Genomic DNA, 26260 nt, shown 5'->3' with positions numbered 1-26260 from the left:
CACCTTGCTGAAATCGACCAAATCCAGCCTCAGCTTGGTGAGCTCTTCGCAACCGGTCTTGGCGGTTTCGGACACCCGCTTCAACTATCTGCGACGAAACGATCCGTTGGACCGGCGCGCTGGATGATGAGGTTGGCTTCGCCCATTCCTTCTGCACCGATGCGAAGCTCGTGGGTGAAGAAATCTCTCGGCGCTTCGCCAACGATGTCCTGGAATTCGTTGACGAGGTGTGCCTGATCGGTCAAGCCACAGGCGTGGGCGACCTGCGCCCATGACCGGCCGCTCCGTCGTTCCACGAGGATTTTTTGAAAGCGGGCCAGCCGCGCAAATCGCTTTGGACTGATACCAAAAGCAGCATTGAAGGCACGCGAAAGATGACGTGAACTAGAGCCCAGCTTTGCAGCGAGGGAGCTCATCTGCATGGTTGGATCTTTCCCGAGATACAGCGCCGCGCGGTTGGCGAGACTGTCGGTATGGGGACGAAGATGTCGAAGCAAGAAGGCCTGGACACCAGCGATCCGTTCTTCGCTTGTCTTCGCCGCTGCAAGCATGTCGTCACACATGGCCACTTCGCAAGCGCTGAATAGATCTCCAAGATCGAGCTTGGCGTTTGCGAACTCCCTGAGCGGAGCTTCAACTATGCGGCTTGCGGCGTCAGATCTAAGACGAACAATGACGATGCCAAGTGCGCCTGTGGGACGCAGGGTAACAGCATGAGACTGGATGTTAGTCGCGCACTTTGTCGGCAGGAGCTCCGTGCGTTGATATATTTTCGCCGGCGTTCGATATTGACCGATTAACTGGAGCGCGGTGCCTGGGGCGCACTTGATTGTAAGCGTCTTTGCGAGATCCCCGTCCGGAATGTCGCATTCCCAGATTGCCTCGACGACATCGGAAAGCGAGGGTGAACGAAAACATTTCAGAGTACCAACGCCCCTATCGCCCCTATGCGCCGAGGCGGTCGCGCCTGCGCCAATTGGATACTCAACGAAGTTCATTCTAGCACAACTCCAGCAGGTACGGTTCAGCGATCAAACATCAGCGTTTCATGGCCCGGGCAAACCAGAAGACGAAAGATAGCCCCACACTCGATGCGATAAGTCTCAAGTCGCGGCATCATCGCTTGACGTTGGAGAAGCGAAATCTGGTGACGCGTCATTTTCCCCCATCGTCCGCTCTTCGAGTGAGTTCATTTGACAGACACGCTCAACCTCCTCCGGCTCGACCCCATTCCGCGCCAAGGCTTCGTCTGCTGTAGTTCAAGGCTTCGTCTGCTGCAGTTATGGTGACAATAGCAAGCAAATCACCATTAAATTATATTTTACCATCATGGTCTTAAGTTCCACAGAAAATGGACCGGTTTTGGACCACGGGCCAGACAGGAGATCCATGTGGCTAAGTGTAGAAAGAATGGCGACGAACAGAATAGAGCGAAATGGCTCTTGGCTAGTTCGAGGGGGAACTCGCAAGTACGCATTGATTTGTCTGGGAGAGGCCTTTTACCTGGAACGGTTGGCGAACTGATCTACGACAGCCGCCGCGGCCTTACTGAGTTCGTAGGCAGCGTGACAAGGCGCTGGCCAGTTCTGCAGACGTCAACGGATGATGGACGACTTCGGAAACGCCGGAAGCTGCAAGCAATTGCGCATCCAGGTCCCGTGCCGAAGTCGTCGCCAGGACGATCGGCAGGCTGGGCGCGAGCTCATGCAAAGTGGTAGCGAAATCGAGGGCAAAGCTCGCGCCGGGTTGGTGGCACACGAGCGCCGCGTCGAAGCGTGCGCGCGCCGCACAGGCCTGCACGGCCTCCTGCGACCCGGTGAAGCCGACTCCCTCATAACCGAGTGCCGCCAGAATTTCCTCGTGCCGCAGCAGGCGCTCGCGGTCGGCCTCAAGCACCAGCACAGTTTCACCGATGCCGCGATCAGCGGAGCCGGATGCACGCTGAATGGATATCGGCGCAAGAGACGGGACGGATGGAAGCCAGATGTCGAAACGTGTTCCGGCCCCCGGGGCGCTTTGCACTTCCAACGTGCCATCGTGCTCCAAAACAATGTCGCGTGCGGTGGCGAGCCCAAAACCATTGCCATTTGGACGCGTTGTAAAGAATGGCTCAAAAATACGCGACAGCGTCGCCTCGTCCATGCCACGCCCTGAATCTGAAATCGAGACCACGACAAAGCGACCGGGATTGCTCCCGATCCGGCCAATCATCGCCGTATCGGTCATCTCCCGGGTCCCGATCTGAATCTCGATGACACCACACTTGTCCATTGCCTGGGCGGCATTGTTGCAGATATTCAGGATTACCTGCTGCAATTGCGCGGGCTCCGCCGAAACGACTGCCGTCTCGGACGTTTCGCTCACCGTGATTTCGATATCGGCAGGCAACGATGGTGCGAGTAGCGACTTCGCTTCCGCGACCAACGCCTTGACGCAAACCGGTTCCCGCCTCCCCTCGCGCCGACGTCCGAAGGCAAGAATCTGATCGACCAGATCCCGCGCCCGCTCCGCGCCTCGCCGGATCGCATCCAGATTGCGCCGCGATTTGGCATTTGAAGCGAGATGTTCTTCCGCCACCTCGGTATGGCCGAGAATGCCACCCAAAATATTGTTGAAGTTATGGGCAATACCACTGCTGAACGTGCCCACTGTTTCCATGCGGCGGGCCTGCTGCAGGCGTGTCTCCAGCCGCGAGCGTTCGTTCTCCATGTAATGCCGCTCCAGCGCATACACGATCGTATCAAGCGCCATTCGGAGCAGGCTGAGTTCGCCGGCGGCGGTGATACGACAGGCTCGATCGATCGCGCCGAACCCCAGGGCGACGGTGGCACCTTCCTTGGTGACGCTCGTAGCGCACGCCCATCCGCTCAGACCAAGCGCGACACAGACCTCCTGATTCTCCCCGGTCGGCGGGCGGTCGACGCGCGGAACGTGGATAATTCCATCGGCAGACGGCTCAAACCGGGCCGTCAACTCCATCGCGCGCCGCGGCCAGTCCGGTGGAGAACTTATGCCCGGTCTGCACCAGACGTGCTGCCGCGGCGCGGCACCGCTCGACACAAAATAGGCACGGTCACAACCGACACACTCCGCCATGTCGGCAAGAGCGCGTGCTATCTCGGCGTCAATACTGTGCGGCTGCGCATTGATGAAGCGCATTGAGACACCAGCGATCACGTGCTCGAATGCGGCGCGTCGCCGCAGCGCGATCGCGCGTGCCCGCAATTGCAGTCCGAGGTACACCAGCGCACCGAGCAGCAGCAGTGAGGTCGCGTAAAGTAGAACACGGTACTGGCGTGCCGATGCGCGCGCGGCGAACTGACGCTTCATGATCAGTGCACGAACAGCATCCTGCTCGCGGGTTGTTGCCGCGGCCATCAATGCCTTCAGCACCGCGTCGGTCGCCGGCAGCAGGTCATGCAGCAGGCCGCCATGCGCGATCGCCGCCTGTATTGAAGCGGCGTCGGCGCCAGGATCAGGCAACGCCGCCAACTGCTCCAACCGACCCTTGACGTCGCGTGCCGCTGCCGGCGACGTGTCAAGCGTGAGGTGCAGCATGGCGGCCGACAGTGTGGTGGCGGCGGCGACGACCGGTGTGCGGTCGGAGGCGGCTAGACGGCCGCTGGATATGCCAAAATAGAGGAAGGAGTTTCGCAGCAGTGCGTTGCTGCTCTTGAACTGTTCGATAAGACTTTGCTGCCGATGCGCACCCGCGGCCAGAACGGTGATTGCGGCGCCCTCCTCTGCGTCTGTACCGGCGGCGTCACGCAACTGATGGACGGAGTCATCGTATGCGTCGGTCAGGCGCGCCAGCGCATCGTAGTTTCGTGACAAGCCCGCGCGTGCGATCAATACCTCGCGATTCAAGGCGCGCTCGATTCTGAAGAACTGGTCGAGTGCCTCGATCTGCCGGTCAAAGCGCGTCGAATTCAGGTTCAACCCGCTTAGCAACAGCCACGTCAGCAAAAGGAGCAGAAACGACGCCAGAACGACGACGGGCGTCATCTTCATGGCGCGCCCCCTACCTGCGCGCCGCGGTACTTTCCAGTCAAGGTTCCCAGATAGGCGACGATCGCCTTGACCTGCTCGTCCGTCAGCGTCGAGTTCAACTGCGCCAAGCCCATTTTTCGAACGGCGTGATCGAGAGTCCCGGCGCTACCGTCATGAAAATAAGGCGGCGTCGTCGCGACGTTGCGCAGGCTGGGCACGCGCAGAATTTCCGGCTTCCGCGATGCGAGCGGGTGGAATATTCCGTGGCGCTGAAAAAGATTGCCGCCGATGTTCATGCCCTGATGACAGGAGACGCAACCGAGTGATTTGAACAGGCGATATCCGCCCTGCTCTTCCGCAGACAGCGCGCCAGCGTCTCCTGCAAGCCAGCGGTCGAACCGGCTGTCCGGCGTCATCAAGGTCCGCTGGAAGCTTAGGAGGGCATCCACGACGTTTTGGGCGTCGGGGCCACGGCCGTAGGCCGCCATGAATTCGCGGCGCAGCCCGGAATCGGCCTCGAGCTTTTCCGCAAGCTCGGCGAGATCGGCGTCCATGATCTGAGGATTTTGCAAGGAAGCTTTGACAACCGACTCGAGGGTGCGGATCTTTCCCTCCCAACCGAAGCGGAAGCTGAGTGCGGCATTGAAGACGGTCGGCGTGTTGAGCGGAAGGCTTGAGCCGTCGAAGCCGCTGTCGTAGCTCACCTTGGTTGCGCCATTGGAACCGAGATCGTGGCACGACGAGCAACTGCGCGAGTTATCGCGAGACAGGCGAGGATCGCCGAACAGGCGCTCGCCAAGCCTGACCTTCAGGGGATCAATCTGGGGAGGCATGGGAACGGGAGTGATCGGCTCTTCGGAGAAGATGCTGTTCGCATCGGGCGGCCGCTCGGGCGGTTGCTGTGCCGCCGACGAAAGTAACAGGCCCTCCAGGATCAGGACGCAAGTCATCGTGATCCAGCGCCAACGATGGGCGGGCCGAGCAACTCTCCCTTTGCTGCGCATGGTCAGGTGAGGCGAAGCGTTTCTACGCGGCATGCCTGGCGATCTCTGGTCAACGCAATCATACTCCGCTCAGATTTGGTCCCCCCTCCGTTCCCGGCATATGGGAATTGTTTGCAGATTGTGAAGCTCACGCGGACGCAGCCCCTGCAGCGCATGGGCCACGTCCACGACCTCGCCGCTGGCTGGATCAGTAGTCCCGGCCATATCGCACGATCTGTTCGATCTGGGATTGATGGGGAATTCCCGCATCCCGCAGCGTCCGATCGTCGAATTCCGCCAAGGCGGCTACCGCCTTCTTGATCTCCCGCTCGCGATGCCACTTTGCCCGCCGGCTTACGATGGCGCGCCAGATCGTGACCAGCCAGCCAGGGTGGACAAATCGGTGTCCGTCGACCTCGCGCGCAGGAGATGCGAAGCCATCTCCGGTGGATGGCAACCGGGTTCCAAGTGCAGTGCGATCGATTGCGTCTTCACGCTCAAGTATCGTTGTCCCGGCGTTCGCAGCAGGCGAAACGAGGGAAATAGATTTCTGTCGTTCGCTCCGGGCGGGCTTCTGGCGCTGCCAAGCATCAACCTCGCTGGCGATTGCCGCTACTGCGGTCGTTGCAACCCAGTGCAATGAAGCACCATAGAGGGCAAACCCTTCGAGGAAAAACCAAAGCACCGACTGCCGGATCGTGCCGGCCCGGCCCATTGCAGGCCTGGTGGCCGGAAGCGATTTCACGGCGGTCTCCGAAGACTCCGGAATCTGCTTCGATCCTTCGGGCAAAAAGCCGTGGCCATCGCGCGCGCCGATGCGCGGCGGATGTTCCGGAACGCCGTACCTGCTGAGAATAGCGTTCGCCGACTGAGATGAATTCGACATCAGATTCTCCAGCAAGCTGCTTGTGAAGGAAGGTTGTTTGCGGGCGCGGCCCGTGTGTCGAGCGCCGCTGCCGAGGTTGTGCAGGACGCGGCGATCGCCAGCCTGGCGAGCACGTGGACAAACCATCGCATGGTCAGCCTCGAATGCCGCCCGATGACGGTGCGCTTCGCTGGCTGCGTAGCAGCGACGGCGGCGTTGGCAAGCGGCCCGATGCCGCCGGTAAAAGCGGCTCCCCGGCGGGTAACCGACGGCGGCAATGGAAAGAACTGGCGCTTCAGCATGAGACTCTCCGTTAACTGATACGAAGACTCTGATGGCCGCCAGTTACGGGATCATCACCTGCGCAGACATTTCGGTTACAACCGTAACCGCGCGGTGCCAAATTTCGATCGCGCTCAGAACGGCTCGACCGGCAATGCGAAAATATAGCCTATGCCGCGCTCGGTCTGGATCACGCGCGGCGCGCTCGGGTCAACCTCGAGCTTGCGCCGTAGCCGCAACACCTGAACATCGATGCTTCGATCAAAAATATCCTCATGCATCCGGGTGGATTGCAACAACTGCTCGCGTGACAGCGGCCGTTGCGCCGCTTCGAGAAAGGCCAACAGCAACGCATACTCGCCCTTGCTCAGCGCGACCGGCGTCCCATTGGGATCAAGCAGCCTGCGGCCACGCCGCTCGATTTGCCAGCCGTCGAACCGGTATCCGCCCCGCTCGGGATTGTGAGCGCGTGCGACGCGTCCCATCTCCTGCCGCCTCAGGACCGCACGGACCCGGGCAAGCAATTCCCTGAGGCTGAACGGCTTGACGATGTAGTCGTCCGCACCGAGTTCGAGGCCAACGATGCGGTCAATCTCCTCGGGGCGATGGCCGGTCGTGATGATGACCGGAACGTCCGAATATGATCGGATCTCCCGCAACATATCCAGCCCGTCGTCCTGGCCGAGTCGCAGATCCAGAATGATCAGGCTGGGTACGGTCACGCTCAGATGACGATTGAGTTCGGCTCGATTTGAGGCCGGCTTGGTCGGGATATTGTGATCTTCCAGATATGCGATCACCAATCGCCGCAACGCAGGATCATCATCAACAACAACGATATGGCCAACATCCGAAGGCATGAATTGATCTCTCAACTTTTCTTGTTCACTAGTCTGTGCTTTTGCAATCAAATTTCGACGGACAAATATTTGGTATCCGGCCCGCTTGCCCGAACCGCGGCCACGCTGATCCTATCTACGACGTCCGAAATTGGACGTCGCGTGCTGAGGGCGCACTCTTTCTTGTACCAGCGCGCACAGCACCGTCACCGCTGTCCTTTCCGGCATAGGCGGAAGCAGGCGTTGATTCCTCATCGGCGTCGCGAATGAGGTCGAAGAGCAGACGACTAATGCGCGTTATACGCTTGCTGACACCACCCAATGGCTCGATCCCAAGGTGGGACCGCACCGATTTGCGCGGCAGCCGAAGCGTTAGCCACTGCGTGCTTCTGAATCGAGAGAGATATGTCACCGGCCGCGCCGTATCGATGAGCGCGACATCGCCGACAGAAAGGCCCGCCGTCTGAGCGATCTGGGTCATTGCCGACTGCCCAGCGACTTGAAACAGAACCAGGTAATGGTCTGCCCCGTCGCAGCGAACATCTCTGAAGCTCCGTTCGACCCGGTGGTCAAAGCAACCGAGGTCGCAGGACCCCCACTGGATCTTCACTGAGGCCGCCTCAAACCCGCATGCGCTCAATGGGCGCATCCAGCCAGCAAAGGTGCCAGGGGCGGTGACTTCCACCGCGCCGCCGCAGTTCGATCGGAGCAAAGCTCTCCACGCCTCGAAGTTCAACAGGGGCGTCGTGCCAGCATCGTCGCTCTGAGGCATTATTGTCTCTGTCTTGGAGCGCTTCGGTCCGATGGAGCTATGTATAGCTTGCGACTACGCTTTTCTGCGGTCCGAAGAGGTGAAATCTCGGGGACGTGATGATTTGTGATCACTCTGCGACACCGCATGCTGCACATGCTGGACTCTTCTGCGAGAAGGCTGCGTCGTGGAACCGGGTCGATCGCGGTTCCAATGTGCAAATCGAAGAATTGAAACATATCAGCCAAACAGCTTCCTTGCCGTTTGCGCGACAAGCCCTCCCTGATGGCGGGCTGCCGCCAATTCGTTCTCACCCGCCTGACGGGAACCATCGCATGGTTTCCTGCCCTCCATGCGGGCTCGCCGACGAAGTGAAGGCCCCGGCAACCTTTTCCCCACGCATAAGATGTCCCGGTGCCAACGATGATTGCGTCGTATTCGATGAGATCTCCGATGCGGGCAACCGGCGCCGCCTGGTCGAGCTTGAAGTGGCAGGCCTTGGCGACCTCTTCCGGGGCCGTCTCAGGCACGCGCTTGATATCGGCGGCGGCGCCCGCGGATCTGACACCTTCCGCGATGGCCTGAGCCAAGGCTTCGATATGGCCGTAGGTCGAGTAATGCAGCGCGAGCGCTTTCGGCATCGCCGAGAATTCCATTTCCATTGCGTTGCTGAAAACTAGCCACACAAGCTGATATAGAATACCTGCAAAGGGCTGGGGATAACGTTCAAGGAATTTGAAATGCGCGGACCCGGCCGGCCGAGCATCGATCAGCTCACCGTCTTCAGCGATTTGCTGACCAGACAAACAACGTTGAGTCTAGGCGGCAGCGCGAGCTCGCAGGCGAGCCACGGCCCAACCGGGCCAGCGCCAACGATCGAAACGTCGAATTCCTCATCCATAGCTAGTCCTCCTATTCGGCGGCCAAGAGGTGCTGACCGCCCCGCAGCGGAATGGCCGAGTTGAACGTATTGTCGGGATCGTAGTGCCGCTTGGCCTTGATCAGCCGGTGGGCATTACCGTAGCTCTTTGCCGCGCGTTCCACCTCGCCAGTCGCGAGCAAATTCGGATATCCGCCCGGTAACGCGATGCCATCAAAGGACCGACGCGTAGCTTGCACCCACCGCCGATTCCAGTGCTCGTCACCCGGCTCCGACCGATCAGTGAAGGATGCCAGGATCTCGACCAGCACATGATCGCGGCGAAGGCCGAAGGCGGTCGCCGCCGCCGGCACGCGCGAGGCGGCGCCCCGGAACTCGTGGGTGATGATGGCGCAACCCGGTGAAGCCGCAGTCGCCATCGCACGAATGAAGACGTCGATAGCCTGGCTGTCGAGCGTGGGGAGCCAGCACGTCTCCATGAACACGCGCTGTCCGATCGCGAAAAACGGATCGAATATTGCGAGCGAGGCACCATAGGCCGTCGTGGTCAAGGCGCTGGTGACCAGCGCAACAAGACCAAGGAACGGCGCCAGGCGCGCCTCGCCTTGCTCCGGCAGACCGCACCACGTCGGCACCACCATGACGAGGAGAGAGCCATCAGGAGCACCGACGAGACCGAGTTGAACCGTTAGTTCTTCGGGCGCGGCAGCCATGATCTCGATGCAACCTTCGAGAACCGCCCTGGCTTCGGCGAACGGGAATAGCAGCATGCCTGAGCGGACGCTGGGCAGATGGTGCGTCCGGTGCTGCATCGCCGTCACCACGCCAAAGTTGCCGCCGCCGCCGCGCAACGCCCAGAACAGTTCCTCTTCGTTGTGAAAGCTCGCCGTGATGATGCGCCCGTCCGCGAGCACGACCTCGGCGGCGAGCAGATTATCGAGCGCCAGCCCGAAGCGGCCGATCAGCGATCCGTAACCGCCACCGAGCGTCAGGCCGGTCATGCCGACGGAACTGCACGAGCCCGTCACCACCGCAAGCCCGCGCGGATCGGTCACCGCGAAAGCGTCCCAAGCGCGGGCGCCTCCCGAAATCCGTGCGGAGCGATTGTCGGGGCTCAACGTTACATCGTTCATCGCGGGCAGGTCGATCGCGACGCCGCCGCACAACGCGCGACCGGCCCAATCGTGACCGCCGCCACGTACCGAAAGCGGCAGATCGCAGTCGCGGGCAGTCCGGATCGCCGACTGCACGTCTCGCGCTGTGCGGCAGTGCGCGACCGCGCGCGGCATCGGACCGACCGGCTTTGCCCAGATCGAGGTCGCGGCACTGTAGCGGTCATCGCCCGGCCTCGACAAGCGACCGGACAACCGTTGGTCCAGCCAACGGAAAGTACTTTCGATCAGGTCTGCCATATCTTTGGCTCCTCTTGAGTCGGCATTGCAGTCGAAGCAGGTTACGACCGGATGGCATTCCTGATCCCGGTAGTTACATCTGTAGCTGGCGTGGGCGCGCAGGCATCGAGCGGTTTCGCGGTCAGGCGTTACGTCATGTTCTCCGATGGAACCAAGGGCGTTTCAGGAATTCGGCAAATGCGTCAGGTACCCACAGACCGCGCTGAGCTCTTCATCGCTCATTCTTCCGATTGGCAGCCACGGCATTTCCTTGCTGAGTTCATGTCCGTCGGGATTAACGCCGGTGCGCATCGTGGCGACGAATTCCTCAAGTTTCCGTCCCTTCACAAGATTGAGGTCGGCCCCGAGCGGCCCAAGCTGACCGGGCACGCCGCCGGTCAGCGTCGCGCCATGGCACGAGCGGCAATCCTGATACGCAGGATGTATTCGCCATACTGCAATGTCGGACTCGCAGGCGGTGCGGTGATGGGGCCGATGGATACCGGCTTTCCCCCCGGTAGCATGCCTGCGCCCAGCATCGCGATACCCAACAGGTTGAGATGGTCCGGCTGGTCGTCGGTTGACTTGCCGGCGGCCGGCACGCCGCGGATATAGGCGATGACGGCGCGTATATCATCATCGCTCAATTTTCCGGCATTGGTGTAGGACATGATGATCAGCCAGCGGCCGTCCGGGTCAACGCTGTTGCGAATGGCCGGAAAGATGTCGGCATCAGTCCAGCGACTCAGTCGACCGGCGGGTGTCAGGTTGGTGGACACGAACGACCCGACAGGCATGGGAAAGTGCTCGCCGATGTCGAGGCCTCCCGTGAGCGTGCCGGTCATTGAGTGGCAAGCGCTGCAGAAGCCGTCCGAGATCGCTTTTCCGCGCTGAATCTGTTCAGGCGTGCCTGCTACTTTTGTGATCGGCGCTGGGGCACTCCGAGCATGCAGCTTGAATGGTCCAACGATCATGACCAGGCTTAACAAGGTGACAGCGGTCGACAATAGCGCCGCCAGGCTCGTGCCACCCCATTTCATGAAGCGGTTCTTTGCCCGCCAGGCGCGAAGGCCCGACCAGGCCAGCAGTGTGGCGACGATGGTCAACATCGCCAAGGTGAGCAATTCAAGCATGGCACATCCAATAGAGTTGAAATAGATCAGCCGCAGTCATCCGAGGGCGCGCAAATTTGGTGACGCCCCCGGAGACATAAGGCTGGAAAAATGCGAAGCGGTTTCGATACCGGCCCGTTTGCGTTACAGCCGTAACGAAGCCGCGGTAACGACGTCCGAGCCTAACGGCTGCCGACACGCCGGCGCCGAGTGACCACTGTCGTGGTGCCCTGCAGTGCGACCGCTTCCTTCGATGCATGCGCAAGCTCGCCGATGATCCGAAGAACTTCGGCTCGTGTATCGATCCCGCCGAATTCGTCGGCCATCGACGACGCCCGTTTGCGATAGGCCGGACGATCGAGCACGGTGCGAACGGCATGACGCAACGCCTGAGGCGTCGGCTCGTTGGTTGCCAGATCGATCCCGACACCAGACCAGGCAACGCGTGCGTTCACGTCGGCCTTGTCTTCCGTCAGCCCCGCTGTGACAAGCGGAATGCCAAAGCTCATCGCCTGATTGACGCTGCCGTAGCCGCCATTGGTCACGAATACGTCGGCCTTGGGCAGTATCCACTCGAACGGCAGGTATTGGGCAAGGCGCGCGTTGGCCGGAATTGGACCCGGGATGGTGTCGACGGGACGGCCGCCCGCGGTGGCGACGACGAGCAGATCGGGCTCGTCCGCGAGTGCCGCCAGCGTCGGCCCAATCAACAGCCCGAAATTGTGATTGGCCAGCGTTCCCTGCGTCACCAGCACCACCTTGCGCGAGCCGTCGAGTTCATGGGCCCATGGCGGCAGCGGCGCCTGATCCGGAATGATCGGAGGCCGGCCGACGAAATGCACCGAGGCTGGAAAGGCGCGCGGAAACTCGAAGCTCGGAGCGGTCAGCTGCAGATAGGCATCGGCGAGCACGACGACGGAATCAAACAGGGTCATCGACAACGGCCCGACATCCAAAGTCTGCAGCGATCTGTTAAGGCGATCGGATACCGGCTGATAGATGAGGCGATCATGCTCATGATAGATCGCGGTGTAATCCTCACGCTCCTGTTGCGTGGTGGCGGGCGGCAAGCCGACAAAATGCGGCGCGCCGTCGTCGCGGCGCCAGTGCAGGAACGACGTGCCGCACAGCGCGATCGGCGGCCGCTTCGATCGCGGCCCGAGCAGCATTGGCAACACCCCGAACAGCATGTCGTCCCCGATAACGATGTCGGCCGCAAATTTCTGCAGCACCTGCTGCATACCCTTGTGTTGAGCGGGAATGGCATCGACGAACACCCGCTCCATGGCCACGCGAAACCATTCCGGCCCGGGCGGAATGGTTTTCAGTTCGGGAGCCACTGTTGCGAAGTCACGCAAATCAAAGTCAGCGCCGGCCGGAAAGGCGTAAAACGCCGCACCGATGCGTTCGATCGGGCTGCGCAGAGCGCTACCCGATAGAATGGCGATCTCGTGGCCCTCGTCGATCAGAAAGCGTCCAATCGCGAGCAGCGGATTGAGGTGCCCGGTGGCCGGGGTCGAAGCAAAGAGGATTTTCATGTGACCTGTGACTCCAGTTATTGGAAAGCGTCGCCCATCCGGAACGGCTTCCGATGGATTTGCTCAGCAGGACACAAGCTGCAGCTCCACGATTACGCCTGGACTTCGAAGGCCGCGCAAAATGGTTACGGCTGCAATGTGGGATGGCCTTGCGAAGGCGGCCGCGCTCAAGCCTGCACAATCGCCCGCTCGGCAGGACGGACCAGCAGCAGATAGGCGCCAAGAGCGACAAGCGAGCACACTGCCATGAGCGCGGTCATCGAGAGCGCCGAGTGTTGATCATAAAGCATCGCGACGAGCCCGCTGACGACGGCACCCGTCGTCATCTGGATGCAGCCGGTCGCGGCGCCGGCAGTGCCGGCAATCTGGGGCAGGGGCTGCATCGCCCCCTGCATCGCGTTCGGCGCGATCAGTCCGAAGCCAACGTTGCCGACGATCAGAAGCGATATGACCGGAGCGAGTGGCATCCAGCCGACCAGCGTCATCAGCAATAGAGCTGTTGCGGTGACCGCCGCGAGGACCAGGCCGACCGTCAACGGATAGAACGTTGCGACGCCCCGGGCGCTGAGCCGGCCGTTGAGGAATGCACCCGCCATGATTCCGAGCGAGGTTGCCCCAAACACCAGGCCAAACTGGCCGGGCCTCAGGCCCACGACGTTGATCAGAAACAGCGAGGAGCCGCTAACATAGGCAAACAGCGCCCCGAATGCGGCGGCGTTGATCAGGATATACCCGAGACACAGCGGATGCGTCAGGGCCCTCAGATAATTGCGGGCAATCACTGACGGCACCAGCCGGTTTGCCGGATCCAGCCGCGCGCTCTCGGTGAATCCGATCATAATGGCCACCAGCAACAACACACCGACCCCGGCAAGTACCGCATGGATGACACGCCATCCGCCGACAGCAAGCAATGCAGCTCCTGCGCTCGGCGCTATCATGGGCACGACCATGGTGGCGATCGCCACATAGGAGAGCCGGGTGCGCGCCGCCTGCCCCTCGAACAGGTCACGGACAATCGCCAACGTGATCGTCATGCTGGCGCCGGCACCGGCACCCTGCACGACGCGCCATACCAATAGCGTTGGCAACGACCGGGCAAAGGCACAGCCGATGCCGGCGATAGCGAACAGCGTGCAGGCGAACACCACGACTGGTTTTCGACCATATCGATCGGACACCGGTCCGTAGAACAGCGGCGCGACGGCGAATCCAAGCATGAAGAGACTCATCATCAGGCCGGCGCGCTCCGGGGCGACACCGAGCGCGGCTCCCACGGACGTGAGTGCCGGCAGGCTCATGTCGATACCGAAGGACGGTAGCGCAACGAGAAGTCCGAGCAGCAAGGTGAATGCCATCGAAGTAGGCGGAACGCGCACCAATGCAATCCCTGTGATTGAACGACACAGCTTCGATGCGGGCCGGCGCCGTCGAGAGCCCTCGCCGCGTTGGAGCGGTCAAGATCAGAGGATCCCGGTTACGCCTTGGCTTCGAAAGCGGCGCGAACGGCTACGGTTGTAATACGTGGCGCGGTCTTGCGAACGCGCCGCCGTTCATTATTAGCGCCGCAATCACCTCAACAGCCGCGACAGATAATGAGCTTGCGATCGACTCTAGCGTCCTCCTCAGTGAGCCGCTCGAGATCGCCGGAGTTCCCTGACGGCACGTCGCGCGCTTGCGGCTGACGATGGCCAACCGGCGCACCGACGGTCAATCGCGTGTTCTGCGTCAGCCGCAAGGGCGCCAGTGCAGTCGGATGCCCTACTGACGATCTCGCCGTTTCCACCGTCTGCGCCATGCCTGCGCGGCCGCCGAGCAAAGCCAGCACTGCTACCGTTTTGATGACGTTTCGCATCATTACCTCTCCTGATATGGGCGCGCCATGTTCGCGACGTGGCCGACGTGTGGTCCGAGGCGTTCACCTTTGCAGGGACGAGATTACAGGTAGATGTTGCGGAGGCAGGGAAAGCTTACAATCGTAGCGTGGAGCACGACGGCAAGCCGAATTCGATCCGGTCAAGAACGATGCGCGGCCATAGCGTCATCGTTCAACGCGTTCGCACTCCACTGCATGCAGCATCCGCGCTATGTCACCTTCACCCGGCTCGCCGTTGTCGCGTCCGATCTGTTCCATTCGCACAGCGTCCTTCACCGCTCAGTCAAGGTGGGCCACATCCTGCGCAAAGCCCCGTCCTTGATCAGATGGTGATGGAAAAGCGCGGCTGCGGAATGAATCAGCACCACAGCAACAATGATATTTGCGAGCAATCCGTGCCACGCATTGACGCCGTGCATGAATCCTTCACTGCCGACTTTCGGAAAGTGCCAGAGGTTGAACAGCGGAAAACCATGCGCAAACACATTGGTGATGCCTGACGCGACCATGACCAGCAGCAGCAGATCGAGCAACCGGTGCGTCGCCACCGCCATCAAGTGGAGAACGCCGCGATTAAGTGGAGGTAATCTATGGCAGCGTGTGGCGCGCCAAAGCATTCCCAACACCACCACGCTGGCAAGCGCAAATCCAAACAGGACATGCGCGGACCAGATGTCGACCCGAAGCGGGCCACGTGGCAAAAAGTTGGTCGTCCTGCCGATCAAAAACTGGATTACAACGAGGATTGCGGTGGCCCAGTGCAGCGTGATCGTCGTGCGGTCATAGACTTCCGGCGGGTTTTCAGAGCGGTCGGCCACGTCGCGGTTCAATCCGTTTCCAGGGCGGCGTATTTCTTCTCGAAATCCCACACCTTCTGAAAACCAATCAACGAGCTGAACTCGTCGAAGTCATAAAGCGGCGCCTGTACCGGCTTGTCGTCAACCAGCGCACCATAGACATTGTCCGGCGCATAAGCGGGGGCGAGCAGACCCGCCGTCGGATAAATCGCCATCCGGTAACCGATTTCCCTGAGTTTATCCTGGCTGAGGATGGGAGTCCGGCCCCCGTGAAGCTGATTTGAGACCAGCGGCACGTCCAGGGCTGATCCGATCTTTCGCATCTCTGCTTCCGATTCCGGACTCTCGATGAAAATAATGTCGGCCCCGGCTTTGGCATAGGCCTCGCCCCGGCGGATTGCCTCGTCGAGGCCGAGCGGCGTGCGGGCATCGGAGCGCGCGATGATCAGGAAGTCTCTTGACGAGCGCGCATCGCTCGCAACCGTCAGCTTGTTGATCATTTCCTTGACGGGGATCACGTGCCGGTTCGGCGTGTGGCCGCATTTCTTGGGGCTCTGCTGATCTTCAAGCTGGATTGCTGCGGCCCCAGCCTTCTCGTAGCCGCGGACCGTATGATGAACGTTCAGCAGGCCGCCGTAACCGGTATCGCCATCGGCGATCAGCGGCTTGCACCCGGTTTGAGCGATAGCCTGCACGCGATCAAGCATCTGTGAGTAGGTCGCCAGACCGGCGTCAGGCAGTCCGAGATAGGACGCCACCGCTCCATAGCCTGTCATGTAAAGCGCGTCGGCCCTAGTGCGATCGGCGAGCTTGGCGGAAACCAGGTCGAAGACGCCGGGACAGGTCACAAGCGGCTTTTCCTCGATCAAAGTTCTCAGGGTGCGGGAAGTCATCGTCATCTCCTGACTTATTCTGAGCTGGCTGCGACCCTCGCGGTATGCGCGGAGAGGGGCAGCGCCGCAGCGTCTTCTGCTCGGAAGCATTCGGCAGAATTCCGTTCGTCCCTATTGCTATCGACTCATAGCTATTTCACGATAGTAATATGGGAATTCAACGTTCGACGCGCAACATCACGATATTGCGAAGCCAGTTGATGGGCGTCTCCCGCCGGTTGCGCCATGAAGCCACCGCGGACGACCGATCCTGGGCGCGGCTGCTGGTGCTGGGTGCAATCGACCGCCATGGCGAATCGGCCACACCTTCGGTGCTCGCGGCCGATGAAGGCATGCGCTCTTCGAATCTTGCTGCCGCGCTACGTTCCCTCGAAGCACGCAAGCTGATCGTGCGCAGGCCAGACACCAAAGACCGGCGCAAATTCAGGCTCCGTCTCAGTGCAGCCGGACATCGATTTCTCGACGACAGCCGCACCCGCGGCGAGCGCTGGCTCACCGAAGCCATGGATGCATACCTCACAGCCAGCGAGCGCGCGGACCTGATCAAGGCCGGGAACTTGCTCGACCGCATCATGGCTTACCCAAAAGCGGCAATCCCGCGCAGCCGAAAATAAGTACCGGAACTCCGTAGGACCGATCCAATTTCTCGCCGCTTAGATGGCGGCTTTGCGCCATGTGTGGACGGCTCTCCGTTGGCAAGAGTTTTCTTGATGGAATGCACTTCGGTCGGTGCGGCCATGTGTGCGGCCTGTCTATGCGGCACACATTAGCCGCTGGCCATAATGCCTTCCGCTGAGGCAGGTCCCGACCAAAAGCACGCGCTCAAGGCGCCGTGGCGCAAATGGGTTTTCCCGCTCCGGGATTAACCGATTGGTGCATTACATCGCGATCGCCCTTCCCAAACACAAAGCCGCAAATCTCCGTCAGGCCACAGCCACAATCGGCTCCCGATAGGATTCACCTGTCATCATGATCGCCCAGATCGTCCTGGCGGTCTTGTTGGCCAGAGCGACAGCCGCCACCTTCGGTGCCCGGCGACCGAGAAGATGGAGCAACCAGCTGCGCTTCGTTCCATGGCGCTGCGCGTGTCGGATGACGGCAAGCGCTCCTACAACCGGCAATTGTCGTAGATATCCATCGCCCTGCTTAGTGATCCCGCTCAGCCGTTCTTTGCCACCACTAGAGTTTTGTCGGGGCACAAGCCCGATCCACGCCGCCAGATCCCGGCCGCATTTGAACGCCGACGGATTGGGAACGGACGCTATCACGGCGCTCGCAACGACTGGTCCAACGCCCGGTATCTCCATCAGCTTGCGACCGGTATCGCTGGCCCGCGCACTAGCTCTTACCTCTCGGTCATTCTCCAGCGCGTGGCGATTCACCAGATCAAGCTGGCGCACCAACATCATTAAGGAAGTGCGGGCCATCGACGGAACTCGGCGATCATCCGCATCGCTGATGATCAAGATTAGATGCTGGAGGCCGATCCGACCGGCCGCAGCAACAAGCCCGTACTCCGCCATATGACCCCGGATCGCATTGGACAGCTGAGTGCGTTGACGCATCAGCATTAAGCGGGTCCGGTGCAGCACCATCACTGCCTGCTGCTCGCAGGACTTGATCGGCACAAAGCGCATGCTCGGTCGTGTGACCGCCTCGCAGATCGCCTCCGCATCAGCCAGATCGTTCTTTTGGCGCTTCACCTAGGGCTTCACATATCGGGGCGGCATCAACCGCACCTCATGCCCGAGCCTCCTCAGCTCACGCGCCCAATGATGGGCCGCAGCACAGGCTTCCATTCCGACCAGGCACGCGGGCTGCTTTGTGAAAAACTGTAACAACCGCCCCACGCGTCAGGCGCCGCTGGATAACGACCTTCCTTGCTGCATCGCCACCATGGACTTGAAAGACCGACTTCGCGAGATCGAGACCAATCACCACTGCTGCTTCCATCGCCGTTCTCCACTGATCAATCCCTCAAGATTGAACTCCTGGTGGAGAGCCGTCCACAGCATCAGAAGCGGACTTATGCAGGCGCGTCAGCAATCTCGGCAATACCTTACGGTCTGTTCTATCTGCGACCGATGGCAAATTCCCATCCGGCGCAAGGTCAGGTCATCGAAGCCTTCCAGGGCAACGACGGCTTTCTTGATCAACCGCTCGCGACACCAGTGCGCCCAAGGCGTCGCAATCAAATTCCAACACTCTTTCCACAACCATCGTGCATACGCGTCGATCGCCTCACTCACGTATGATGGAGACATGCGTCCAAGTTGCGGCATATTACGATTCACTCGAAACGCCTCGATCGGAAACACGGCGTTTGGAGGCACGGATGCTCCGCATAGAACGAAACACTCGATGAGATATCCGGGCACGGCCGACCACGATGTCGGGGGCGGCCCGTCCGTTTCCGCCGCTTCTGTGACAATGAAACGACGTTCCCGAATGTTTGAACTTGCTCCGCCCCGAGCGGGAGATAAGCGCTGGTCTCTGGTGTTCAACGAAGGAGCTATCGACATTCTCGACGCGAGCGTCGTCTCCGCTCATTGTATGCTGCCGGTTACCATTACGGATCTTGGAGACGAGTGAATAGATCAGTAGCATCGGGTTCTCCCATAGTGTCTCGCGGTACGCTTCTCGGAGATGCACATTACGGCAGCATCACCATCGGGGGGAAAACCGTTACGACTGTAGCTCGCTTCAAACATCCACTTTCGCTGCGGTGTCTCTAGGAAGCCGAGCAGCAAGGCATATTCACCCTTGCTTAGAGAGACTGTCGCTTCCTGAGGATCGCCAAGGCTTTGGCTGCTGCGCTCTGGCTGCCAACCGCCGAATCTGTATCAACCTCGTTCTGGCGTCGCTGACGCAGGACAGGCCCCAGCTTCAGGAATGCCAGGTTCGTGATTGAACCGTCTCCTGGAGGCACGCTTGCAAACTGCCTCGCCGCAGACGTACCGCGACACTCCTGGACGCATTACAATCGTAACGAAATATTGTGGTCGACGGCATTGAACCGCCACACGGCGCCGGCATCTTTCGTGCCCGGCGGCCGGAAATCTGGAATGGACGGACCGGTCTCGAACGACATTTACCCGAGCATTTTGCGACGAAGAGCACGATGATTGAACGTATCGCAGCGCACAACATCGCCTCTCGCCGAGCGAGTGCCACAAACTGGAACTAGCGGACGGGTGAGTATTTTATCACGCTTATTCGTGCTGGTGGCCGTCGCAATACTGCCCGTGATCGCCATCCAGGCGTACAGTGAGCTCGCCCTGCGGCGCTCGCGCGAAGTCGAAGTGCAGAACCACGCGGCCAGCTTGGCCAAGCTCTCCGCGGCAGAACAGCAACAGATCGTACAGGGAATCCGTCAGGTCTTGATTGCAATATCGGAGCTTCCATCCATAAAAACGCGAGACAGTCAGGCGTGCAACGTTTACCTGGCGGCTTTGCAGAAACGATTTCCGGCGTTCATTACCTTTCTTGTTACCGACTTGAAAGGCGCATCTTTCTGCGACACGAACAGCGACCACAGACCAATCAGCATCGCTGCGCGAGCCTACTTTGCCGGCATCTTGAAGACGGGCGCATTCACCGTTGGAGAATTCTCAGCAGGTCTGTCAACTGGCAGTAAAGTCATTCAGTTTGCGTTGCCGTTCTACAGTGACAATGACCGGATGAGCGGCGTCATTGTGGCAGGTCTCAGCCTGGATTGGCTCGCGGATTACATCGCTCGAAAGAGCGTCCCGCAAGGAACCGCGCTTGCCATCGTGGATCGCAATGGTACTTACCTCGCCCGCTACCCCGATAATGGCCGGTTCGTCGGCAAAAAAATGCCTGCCGAGGAATATCTAAAAACCGGCGATATCCGCGATGTCGATGGGGTGGAACGTATCGAAGCCTACTCGGCGTTACAGGTTGATTCCGGGGGGCTCGTTGTCAGCTTTGGCCTCGATAAGGCGCAGGCCTTCACCGCAATCCAGAGCCGCACGCAGCGCGGCATCCTGCTAATCGTCTTAAGCGCGTCGCTGGTGCTGGCTCTGACATTTTTGGGCGCCCGGCGGTTCATCCATCGCCCACTAGGTCAGTTGGCCGGTGCCGCGAACCAATGGCGGCTCGGCGATTACGGCCGACGTGTGAACATCCGGGATGGGTCTGAAATCGCTCGGGTGGCCGATGCGTTCAACGCTATGGCTGATGCATTACAGCGTCGCGAGCGTGAATTGTCTGAGGCGAAGGAGAGAGCCGAGGAAACCGCAGCCGGCATCACGATAATCTTTGAGAGCACCACCGATAGCGTGATCATCAGCGATCGGAATTTGCGCATCAGCTACCTCAACGCGCGGGCCCAAGCGCAGATTTCCGAAGGGCGTGACCTCATCGGCGCGAGCCTGGAGGAAGCCTTTCTGGACGATCCCGAAAAAGCAATTTTCAGGCAGTTTCGGGAAGCCATGTCGGATCCCACGCCCCGTTTCGTTCGAGGCGCTTTGTCCCCGCAGCGGTGTCTGGTACGCGCTCAATGCGTTTCCCTCCAGCCAAGGCCTCGCGGTCTACTTTCGAGACGTCACCGAACACAAGCAAGCGATAGAGGCGCGACGCATCATCCAGGAGCAACTTCACCAGAGCCAGAAGATGGAGTCCGTCGGACAGCTCACCGGCGGTGTCGCACACGACTTCAACAACCTGCTCATGGTGATCTCGGGGAATCTCGAGCTTATTCAAGCTGCCGATGGTAACGGCAAGATCCGGCGCTTCACCGCGGCCGCAGGACGGGCCACTGACCGCGGAATCAAGCTGACCGCGCAGTTGCTCTCGTTTTCCCGACGACAGAAACTCAACCCAAAGCTGGTCAACGCAAACCAGCTCATCTTTGAGTTCCAGGAACTCCTCCGCCAGGCGATCGGAGGAGGATGCGAGGTCAGGCTCGTGACCGATGACCGGCTATGGCGATGCCACGTCGATCCGTCGCTGTTGGAAACCGCCCTCCTCAACCTCGCCCTGAATGGACGTGATGCCATGCCTGATGGCGGCGTGCTTGAGATCGACACACGGAACGTTGTCCTGGATGAGCAAGCCCCGGTCGGCTGCCAGCCGGGATCCTATGTGCGGCTATCCGTGACGGACACCGGCTTCGGGATGACTCCTGAAGTACGGGATCGCGCTTTTGAGCCCTTCTTCACAACCAAAGAGGCCGGCAAAGGCACTGGGCTCGGCCTCAGCATGGTCTACGGCTTTGTCAGGCAATCCGGGGGGCATGTAACCGTAGAAAGTACGTCCGGCACTGGCACTACGGTCGCTTTGTACCTACCTAAAGCCTCGCAAAGTTCAGACACGGAAGCGGAAGCCGTTCAAGCCACGGCGATACCGCCAGGTTCAGAGCGAATCCTTGTAGTCGAGGACAATGAGGATCTCCTGGAAACCACGTCGGCAATGCTGACTACATTCGGTTATCAGGTTACTAGCGCACGATACGGCGAGGACGCCATCGCAATACTCAAAAGCGGCCAGGAGTTCGAACTTCTGTTCAGCGACGTTGTGATGCCAAACGGAATGAACGGCGTTGAACTTGCTCGCGAAGCGAGGCTATTGAAAAAGGACATAAGCGTCCTGCTCACTTCGGGTTACTCGGGTGACGTATTGGAGCGTCATCAGGCCACTGAGGAATTTCCGATCATCGACAAACCTTACCGCTTGCCAGACTTGGCGCAACGGCTGCGGTTGATCCTGCACAAGGCGTAGCATCAACGTTCCTACGTCTTTTGCAGCCCTCATTGGTACCTCGCGCCGAAACTGCCCGCCGAACACGAATCAAACTGGATACTGACGCGCGACGGCAAACCATATTTCGTTTGGCTTTATTTCTGACGAGCAGCCTGCTTGACGACTGCGGACTGCAGCCCCGGCGTGAAGCAAGCTTAAACATGGCCGCTCGATGCACTAATGGCGATTCACAACGAGCAGAAGGAGAGCTTTACGCGGCAGCCCTCTCCGCATTTCGAGCACCTTCGGCAGGGCGCACATGACCGAGATAGCCGTCTGGCCGCACGAGCACCGAGGCGAGGTTCGCGAGAGCCAAATGATTTGAACCGTTCGGCAAAATAACGTTCTTGATGGAGCCTACGTCAGACGGGACTTTCTCATCCGGCGACAACTGCAGCCTGAGCCAATTGCCATCCTCAAGCAGGCGAGAGAGTGTAGTGTGCAAGCCGCCTTCCAGCGCGAGGTTCATGTCGGGAAGACGATTCCCACTCACTCCTTTGCGATGTTGCCAGCCCTCCGCCGGCAGAAAAAGCGGCTCCGGATAGGCTACGCCAAAGCCGGAAACCTCTTCTGAAAGCTGGCGGTTCACCTCTGGAACGCGGAGGACGTTATCGAGCGTACACCGCAAGGCGAGCATGGATGGGTCATAAGTAGAGAACAGGGCGAGCTGTGCGAGTGTATTGCGGCGCAGTACCTCACCAAACCGGCCAACGTTCTCGTTCATAGGTGTCGAGCAACTCCTCGGGCGCAGCATCCCGCAGGACGCTCGCCAGTTTCCAGCCAAGGTTCATCGCGTCCTGGATGCCCACGTTCATGCCTTGACCGCCCATCGGAGAGTGAATATGAGCTGCATCGCCGGCGAGGAGAACCCGTCCCTTTCGGTAGCGTTCGGCGAGTCGCGTTTCGTCCGAGAAGCGCGACAGCCAAATCGGATCGCGCGGACGAAAGTCTATGCTTGCGACACGGGTTGCAGCGGCTGCGAGGCCAGAAAGCGAAACTGGCTCGGAGAGCTTCTTTGGGTCTGTCGGCACATCCACGACGACGATTCTGTGATGGATGCCATCTCCGAGCTGTACCACTAGCATACCCCCGGCCTCGTTCACGATCGTAACCATCGGTAGTACCGGCGGTGAATCTAGCACGACGTCTCCCAGCATCATTGTGTGGCGTGCCGGATAGCCTGGAAAATCGATGGCGGCCGCACGCCGCACCATGCTGCGGGCTCCGTCGGCGCCAACGAGATAAGGCAGAGAGTTGGAAAAACGCCGCGCCATTCCGACCCTTTGCGATCACACCGTCCGTGCGCTACTCAATAGTCTCAACAAGATAGCCTCGCCTGATGTCCACTCCCAGTTCAGCGCTCGCTCTTCGAGCAACCCCTCAGTCGTTGCTTGAGGCAGGAGGTGGAGAAAGGGAATCGCGTGTCGAATACCGAGAAGTCTAACGGCGTGTTGAGTGCTCCGTAATGGGCAGTCGAGACCGGACGGCCCCGGGAGAGAAAACGATCCGCCAAACCGCGAAGGGCGAACACTTCCAGCGTCCGGCCGTGGATCGCCAGCGTGCGGGATTGAGTGACCCGATCGGCGCGTCGCTCGAGCACCGCGACCCGCACCCTTGCCAGCGCCAGCTCGCAGGCGAGCCACAATCCAACCGGACCACCGCCGACTATTACGACCTCGAAATCATCGCTCATGAGTGTTAATCCGACGTTTCACTGAATGCCGCGACGAGCCTGACGGCATCGAAGTATTCCCTGATCTGCACGATCTTGCCGCCGCGTGCGCGTAAATAGAAAACATAGTCCTGATGATAGGGGCGGCCGGTTGCAATGACCGTCGCATCAGCGTGAAACTTCGCGAGCACCGCATCGTCTCCCTCCACGCGATAAATCGTCGGATCCCCGAAGCGCAAACCTTCCACCTGCGAAGTGAAGTCACGCACCGCCGTGACGATGTCGTCGATTCCGGATAAGGGGCTGGCGATGCCGGCGGATGCGCCATAGACGAGCTCCCAAACCGCATTCTCGTCAAACAGAGTACGCAATGCGACGGGATCGGTTGTCATGCAGCGTAACTGAGCTTGAGCCAGTTCGGTTGCGGTCATCATACGGAGCTCCTTTCCGAGGTGATTGTGGGTGCCGGGAGGTCTGGCGATGTCCGGCGGTTATCAAAGCTGAAGGAGCCCGCGCCGAACGCGCAGACCTGGAGCAACCCGCCGGCAATCGCGATGTTCTTCAAGAAATGAATAAGCTGGTTCTGGTCGGCGAAGTCATGATGAAAGCTGAGCGCCGTCGCCACGACGAAGGTCGCCAACACGGCGGCGGTCGCCCGAGTGTGAAAACCAATGACGAGAAAGAGTCCACCGAATACCTCGATCACGATGGCAATCAGATAGGCAAGCGTCGGTATCGGCAGTGCGGCTGACGCGATGTAGGCCTGTGTCATCGCAGGCGCGGCGATCTTGCCAAGGCCGCTGACAATGAATATCGCGGCAGTTAACAGCCGGCCGATGACCGGCAGGTAACGAATACTGTTCATAGGGAGGCTCCTTGCGAGTTGGGTTGCACGGCAGGGGCTGTCTGTCGCCCCAGTATGAGATCGGCGGCCTTCTCAGCGATCGCGATGACAGTGGCGTTGGTGTTGCCCCTGACCACGCTAGGCATGACGGAGGCATCGACAACGCGCAGCCCGTTGACGCCGAACACCTTGAGTGTTGAATCGACTACGGCCCCAATGGCGCACGTGCCGGTCGGATGGTAGATGGTGCTCGCGTGCTGCTGCACGTAGGACCAAATATCTGCGTTGGCATCGGAATCCGGCGCCAGATGTGTCGACCGGATCGCAGTCGCAAGGCCGGTTGTTTCGTGATCTCAAGCGCTATACGAACGCCCGCGATCATCGTCTCCCTGTCTTCGGGCATGGACAAGAAATTGCAGAAGATACGCGGCTTCGCATCGGGCCGCATCGATCGGAGGCAGATGCGCCCGCGGCTGGTTGGTTTCAGTACACAGGGCGCGATTGCGAAGGCATCATCAACGGGCGCCGCAAGCCCTTCATCAGCCCACATCACCGGGGCCGCGATCAATTGCACATCGGGCGCGTCCAGACCGGATCGCGTCATCATGAAGCCGCCGCCTTCGCCGATGTTCGAGCTCATCGGGCCCCGTTGCTGGGTCTGGTAGAGCGCTACATCGGCATCCGATCCAGCGCCGAACAGGGTTGATTCGTCGGTGAAATAGCTGAGGAAGACGACGGGATGATCCTGCAGATTTTCGCCAACCGGCAGATCCACCCCGGGAGTTGCTCCAAGTTCGGCGAGGTGATCGGCGGGGCCGATGCCGGAAAGCATCAAGATCTGGGGCGAACCGAAGGCGCCGGCGGAGAGAATAATTTCCCGCTCCGCTCGCAACGTCTGTTCAGCGCCGCCGCGAAGGACAGATACGCCTGTGGCAAGCGTGCCGTCGAACTGGAGCCGTGTTACCAGCGCGTCAGTGAAGATATGCAAATTGGTGCGCTTTGCCGCCGGGTGCAAATACGCCACTGCCACGCTGCAGCGCGCGCCGTCACGCTGGGTTACCTGATAGCGGCCGACGCCGAGCTGCGAGCGGCCGTTGAAATCATCGTTGCCGGGATGTCCCGCATCGATCCCAGCAGATACAAACCGATCGATCAGCGAATACATTGACCGGCTATCCCGTACGGATAGCGGTCCAAGGCGTCCGTGAAATTGGCTGTCACCGCAATCGTTACCCTCGGCCTTGATGAAGTAGGGCAAGATGTCGCGATAAGACCAGCCTGAAGCTCCTCGTTCGGCCCAGTCGTCGAAATCGAGCGGATTGCCGCGGATGTAGATCATGGCGTTCATTGATGAGCTTCCGCCCAGTACTTTGCCGCGCGGAATGTAAATCCGGCGTCGTCCCAATGCGGGTTCCAGTTCGGTTGCGAAATCCCAGTCGAATTTTGTCTTGAACAGCTGAGGGAAGGCGACAGGGAGATGGATTTCGGTTGCATCGTCAGAACTGCCTGCTTCGACAAGCGCGACGCGCACACCCGTGTCTTCGCTGAGTCTCGCTGCCAACACACATCCGGCAGAGCCTGCGCCGACGATCACATAATCGTAATCTAAGCCTACCATGATCGTTCCTTTAACCCGTTTCTGCCGTCGGAATGGCCCAAGACGCTGTGCATCGCGCTTAATTGGATGTCGTCCATAATATGATTTTATCCACTCCACTTGCGGGCGACTATTGCGGGTCTATCTTCTGGCAAGGTTATTCACGCACCTCGGCGCCCAAATAGCC

Annotated in this window: 26 protein-coding genes and 2 pseudogenes; 3 read left to right on the top strand and 25 right to left on the bottom strand. The window is 60.0% G+C overall.

Annotated features, from left to right (window positions below):
* Window positions 1–80: 80 nt before the first annotated feature.
* From ACVWYI_RS11710 to ACVWYI_RS11630, 17 genes and pseudogenes are all read right to left on the bottom strand, one after another.
* Window positions 81–998, bottom strand: coding sequence for a helix-turn-helix domain-containing protein (locus ACVWYI_RS11710; RefSeq protein WP_456662057.1), 918 nt, complete (start codon window positions 996–998; stop codon window positions 81–83).
* A gap of 547 nt (window positions 999–1545) precedes the next feature.
* Window positions 1546–4011 (bottom strand): two-component system VirA-like sensor kinase, encoded by a 2466-nt coding sequence (locus ACVWYI_RS11705; protein ID WP_456662056.1) that lies wholly within the window; start codon window positions 4009–4011, stop codon window positions 1546–1548.
* The gene (locus ACVWYI_RS11700) at window positions 4008–4823 is read right to left on the bottom strand and encodes a cytochrome-c peroxidase (protein ID WP_456664507.1); all 816 of its coding nucleotides are present in this window, start codon (window positions 4821–4823) and stop codon (window positions 4008–4010) included. The genes ACVWYI_RS11705 and ACVWYI_RS11700 overlap by 4 nt, the downstream gene beginning before the upstream one ends.
* A 358-nt stretch (window positions 4824–5181) precedes the next feature.
* Entirely contained in the window at window positions 5182–5874 is a 693-nt protein-coding gene (locus tag ACVWYI_RS11695) for a hypothetical protein (protein WP_456662055.1), read from the bottom strand.
* Window positions 5859–6140: a hypothetical protein gene (locus ACVWYI_RS11690; protein ID WP_456662054.1), complete on the bottom strand. Its 282-nt coding sequence runs from the start codon at window positions 6138–6140 to the stop codon at window positions 5859–5861. The genes ACVWYI_RS11695 and ACVWYI_RS11690 overlap by 16 nt, the downstream gene beginning before the upstream one ends.
* A gap of 114 nt (window positions 6141–6254) precedes the next feature.
* Window positions 6255–6980 carry a response regulator gene (locus tag ACVWYI_RS11685; protein WP_456662053.1) on the bottom strand — a complete coding sequence of 242 codons (726 nt, stop codon included), beginning with the start codon at window positions 6978–6980 and terminating at the stop codon, window positions 6255–6257.
* Between the two features lie 115 nt (window positions 6981–7095).
* Entirely contained in the window at window positions 7096–7731 is a 636-nt protein-coding gene (locus tag ACVWYI_RS11680) for an AraC-like ligand-binding domain-containing protein (protein ID WP_456662052.1), read from the bottom strand.
* Between the two features lie 219 nt (window positions 7732–7950).
* A pseudogene (locus tag ACVWYI_RS11675) lies at window positions 7951–8351 on the bottom strand (hypothetical protein).
* Between the two features lie 128 nt (window positions 8352–8479).
* Window positions 8480–8611 carry a hypothetical protein gene (locus ACVWYI_RS11670; protein ID WP_456662051.1) on the bottom strand — a complete coding sequence of 44 codons (132 nt, stop codon included), beginning with the start codon at window positions 8609–8611 and terminating at the stop codon, window positions 8480–8482.
* 11 nt (window positions 8612–8622) lie between these two features.
* Window positions 8623–10002: an FAD-binding oxidoreductase gene (locus ACVWYI_RS11665; protein WP_456662050.1), complete on the bottom strand. Its 1380-nt coding sequence runs from the start codon at window positions 10000–10002 to the stop codon at window positions 8623–8625.
* A 162-nt stretch (window positions 10003–10164) separates the two neighbouring features.
* Window positions 10165–10371 (bottom strand): hypothetical protein, encoded by a 207-nt coding sequence (locus ACVWYI_RS11660; RefSeq protein ID WP_456662049.1) that lies wholly within the window; start codon window positions 10369–10371, stop codon window positions 10165–10167.
* 8 nt (window positions 10372–10379) lie between these two features.
* Window positions 10380–11114 carry a c-type cytochrome gene (locus tag ACVWYI_RS11655; protein WP_456662048.1) on the bottom strand — a complete coding sequence of 245 codons (735 nt, stop codon included), beginning with the start codon at window positions 11112–11114 and terminating at the stop codon, window positions 10380–10382.
* Between the two features lie 161 nt (window positions 11115–11275).
* Window positions 11276–12631, bottom strand: coding sequence for a glycosyltransferase (locus ACVWYI_RS11650; protein WP_456662047.1), 1356 nt, complete (start codon window positions 12629–12631; stop codon window positions 11276–11278).
* A gap of 167 nt (window positions 12632–12798) precedes the next feature.
* Window positions 12799–13989 (bottom strand): multidrug effflux MFS transporter, encoded by a 1191-nt coding sequence (locus tag ACVWYI_RS11645; protein ID WP_456662046.1) that lies wholly within the window; start codon window positions 13987–13989, stop codon window positions 12799–12801.
* 218 nt (window positions 13990–14207) lie between these two features.
* Complete coding sequence (locus tag ACVWYI_RS11640; RefSeq protein ID WP_456662045.1) at window positions 14208–14489, bottom strand: hypothetical protein; 282 nt, start codon at window positions 14487–14489, stop codon at window positions 14208–14210.
* A gap of 290 nt (window positions 14490–14779) precedes the next feature.
* The gene (locus ACVWYI_RS11635; protein ID WP_456662044.1) at window positions 14780–15337 is read right to left on the bottom strand and encodes a cytochrome b; all 558 of its coding nucleotides are present in this window, start codon (window positions 15335–15337) and stop codon (window positions 14780–14782) included.
* Window positions 15334–16197: an isocitrate lyase/PEP mutase family protein gene (locus tag ACVWYI_RS11630; RefSeq protein ID WP_456662043.1), complete on the bottom strand. Its 864-nt coding sequence runs from the start codon at window positions 16195–16197 to the stop codon at window positions 15334–15336. The genes ACVWYI_RS11635 and ACVWYI_RS11630 overlap by 4 nt, the downstream gene beginning before the upstream one ends.
* A 200-nt stretch (window positions 16198–16397) precedes the next feature.
* Here ACVWYI_RS11630 and ACVWYI_RS11625 point away from each other — a divergent pair, with 200 nt between their 5' ends.
* Window positions 16398–16811: a MarR family winged helix-turn-helix transcriptional regulator gene (locus ACVWYI_RS11625; RefSeq protein ID WP_456662042.1), complete on the top strand. Its 414-nt coding sequence runs from the start codon at window positions 16398–16400 to the stop codon at window positions 16809–16811.
* A 309-nt stretch (window positions 16812–17120) separates the two neighbouring features.
* On the opposite strand, the pseudogene ACVWYI_RS11620 reads toward ACVWYI_RS11625, so the two are convergent.
* Window positions 17121–18150, bottom strand: a pseudogene (locus ACVWYI_RS11620) (IS110 family RNA-guided transposase).
* Window positions 18151–19391: 1241 nt separating this feature from the next.
* On the opposite strand from ACVWYI_RS11620, the gene ACVWYI_RS11615 reads away from it, so the two are divergent.
* Both ACVWYI_RS11615 and ACVWYI_RS11610 read left to right on the top strand, forming a co-directional pair.
* Entirely contained in the window at window positions 19392–20936 is a 1545-nt protein-coding gene (locus tag ACVWYI_RS11615; protein WP_456662041.1) for a cache domain-containing protein, read from the top strand.
* Window positions 20890–21939, top strand: a complete 1050-nt coding sequence (locus tag ACVWYI_RS11610) for an ATP-binding protein (RefSeq protein ID WP_456662040.1) — start codon at window positions 20890–20892, stop codon at window positions 21937–21939. Before ACVWYI_RS11615 ends, ACVWYI_RS11610 begins: the two co-directional genes overlap by 47 nt.
* Before the next feature lie 232 nt (window positions 21940–22171).
* Here ACVWYI_RS11610 and ACVWYI_RS11605 read toward each other — a convergent pair whose 3' ends face one another.
* The 7 genes from ACVWYI_RS11605 to ACVWYI_RS11575 all read right to left on the bottom strand — a co-directional run bounded on the left by ACVWYI_RS11605 (window position 22172) and on the right by ACVWYI_RS11575 (window position 26094).
* Window positions 22172–22684 carry an aromatic-ring hydroxylase C-terminal domain-containing protein gene (locus ACVWYI_RS11605; protein ID WP_456662039.1) on the bottom strand — a complete coding sequence of 171 codons (513 nt, stop codon included), beginning with the start codon at window positions 22682–22684 and terminating at the stop codon, window positions 22172–22174.
* Window positions 22656–23234 (bottom strand): FAD-dependent monooxygenase, encoded by a 579-nt coding sequence (locus tag ACVWYI_RS11600; protein WP_456662038.1) that lies wholly within the window; start codon window positions 23232–23234, stop codon window positions 22656–22658. Before ACVWYI_RS11600 ends, ACVWYI_RS11605 begins: the two co-directional genes overlap by 29 nt.
* Before the next feature lie 80 nt (window positions 23235–23314).
* The gene (locus ACVWYI_RS11595) at window positions 23315–23653 is read right to left on the bottom strand and encodes an FAD-dependent oxidoreductase (protein ID WP_456662037.1); all 339 of its coding nucleotides are present in this window, start codon (window positions 23651–23653) and stop codon (window positions 23315–23317) included.
* 5 nt (window positions 23654–23658) lie between these two features.
* On the bottom strand, window positions 23659–24066 hold the full coding sequence (locus tag ACVWYI_RS11590) for a nuclear transport factor 2 family protein (RefSeq protein ID WP_456662036.1): 408 nt from the start codon (window positions 24064–24066) through the stop codon (window positions 23659–23661).
* Window positions 24063–24497 carry a DoxX family protein gene (locus ACVWYI_RS11585; protein ID WP_456662035.1) on the bottom strand — a complete coding sequence of 145 codons (435 nt, stop codon included), beginning with the start codon at window positions 24495–24497 and terminating at the stop codon, window positions 24063–24065. The genes ACVWYI_RS11590 and ACVWYI_RS11585 overlap by 4 nt, the downstream gene beginning before the upstream one ends.
* Window positions 24494–24742 carry a GMC oxidoreductase gene (locus ACVWYI_RS11580; protein WP_456662034.1) on the bottom strand — a complete coding sequence of 83 codons (249 nt, stop codon included), beginning with the start codon at window positions 24740–24742 and terminating at the stop codon, window positions 24494–24496. The genes ACVWYI_RS11585 and ACVWYI_RS11580 overlap by 4 nt, the downstream gene beginning before the upstream one ends.
* A complete protein-coding gene (locus tag ACVWYI_RS11575) occupies window positions 24682–26094 on the bottom strand; it encodes a GMC family oxidoreductase (RefSeq protein ID WP_456662033.1) in 1413 nt (470 codons plus the stop codon). The genes ACVWYI_RS11580 and ACVWYI_RS11575 overlap by 61 nt, the downstream gene beginning before the upstream one ends.
* Between the last annotated feature and the right edge of the window lie 166 nt (window positions 26095–26260).

This window comes from Bradyrhizobium sp. LB13.1 (genome assembly GCF_054056815.1).
This window is presented reverse-complemented; position numbering and strand designations above follow the sequence as displayed.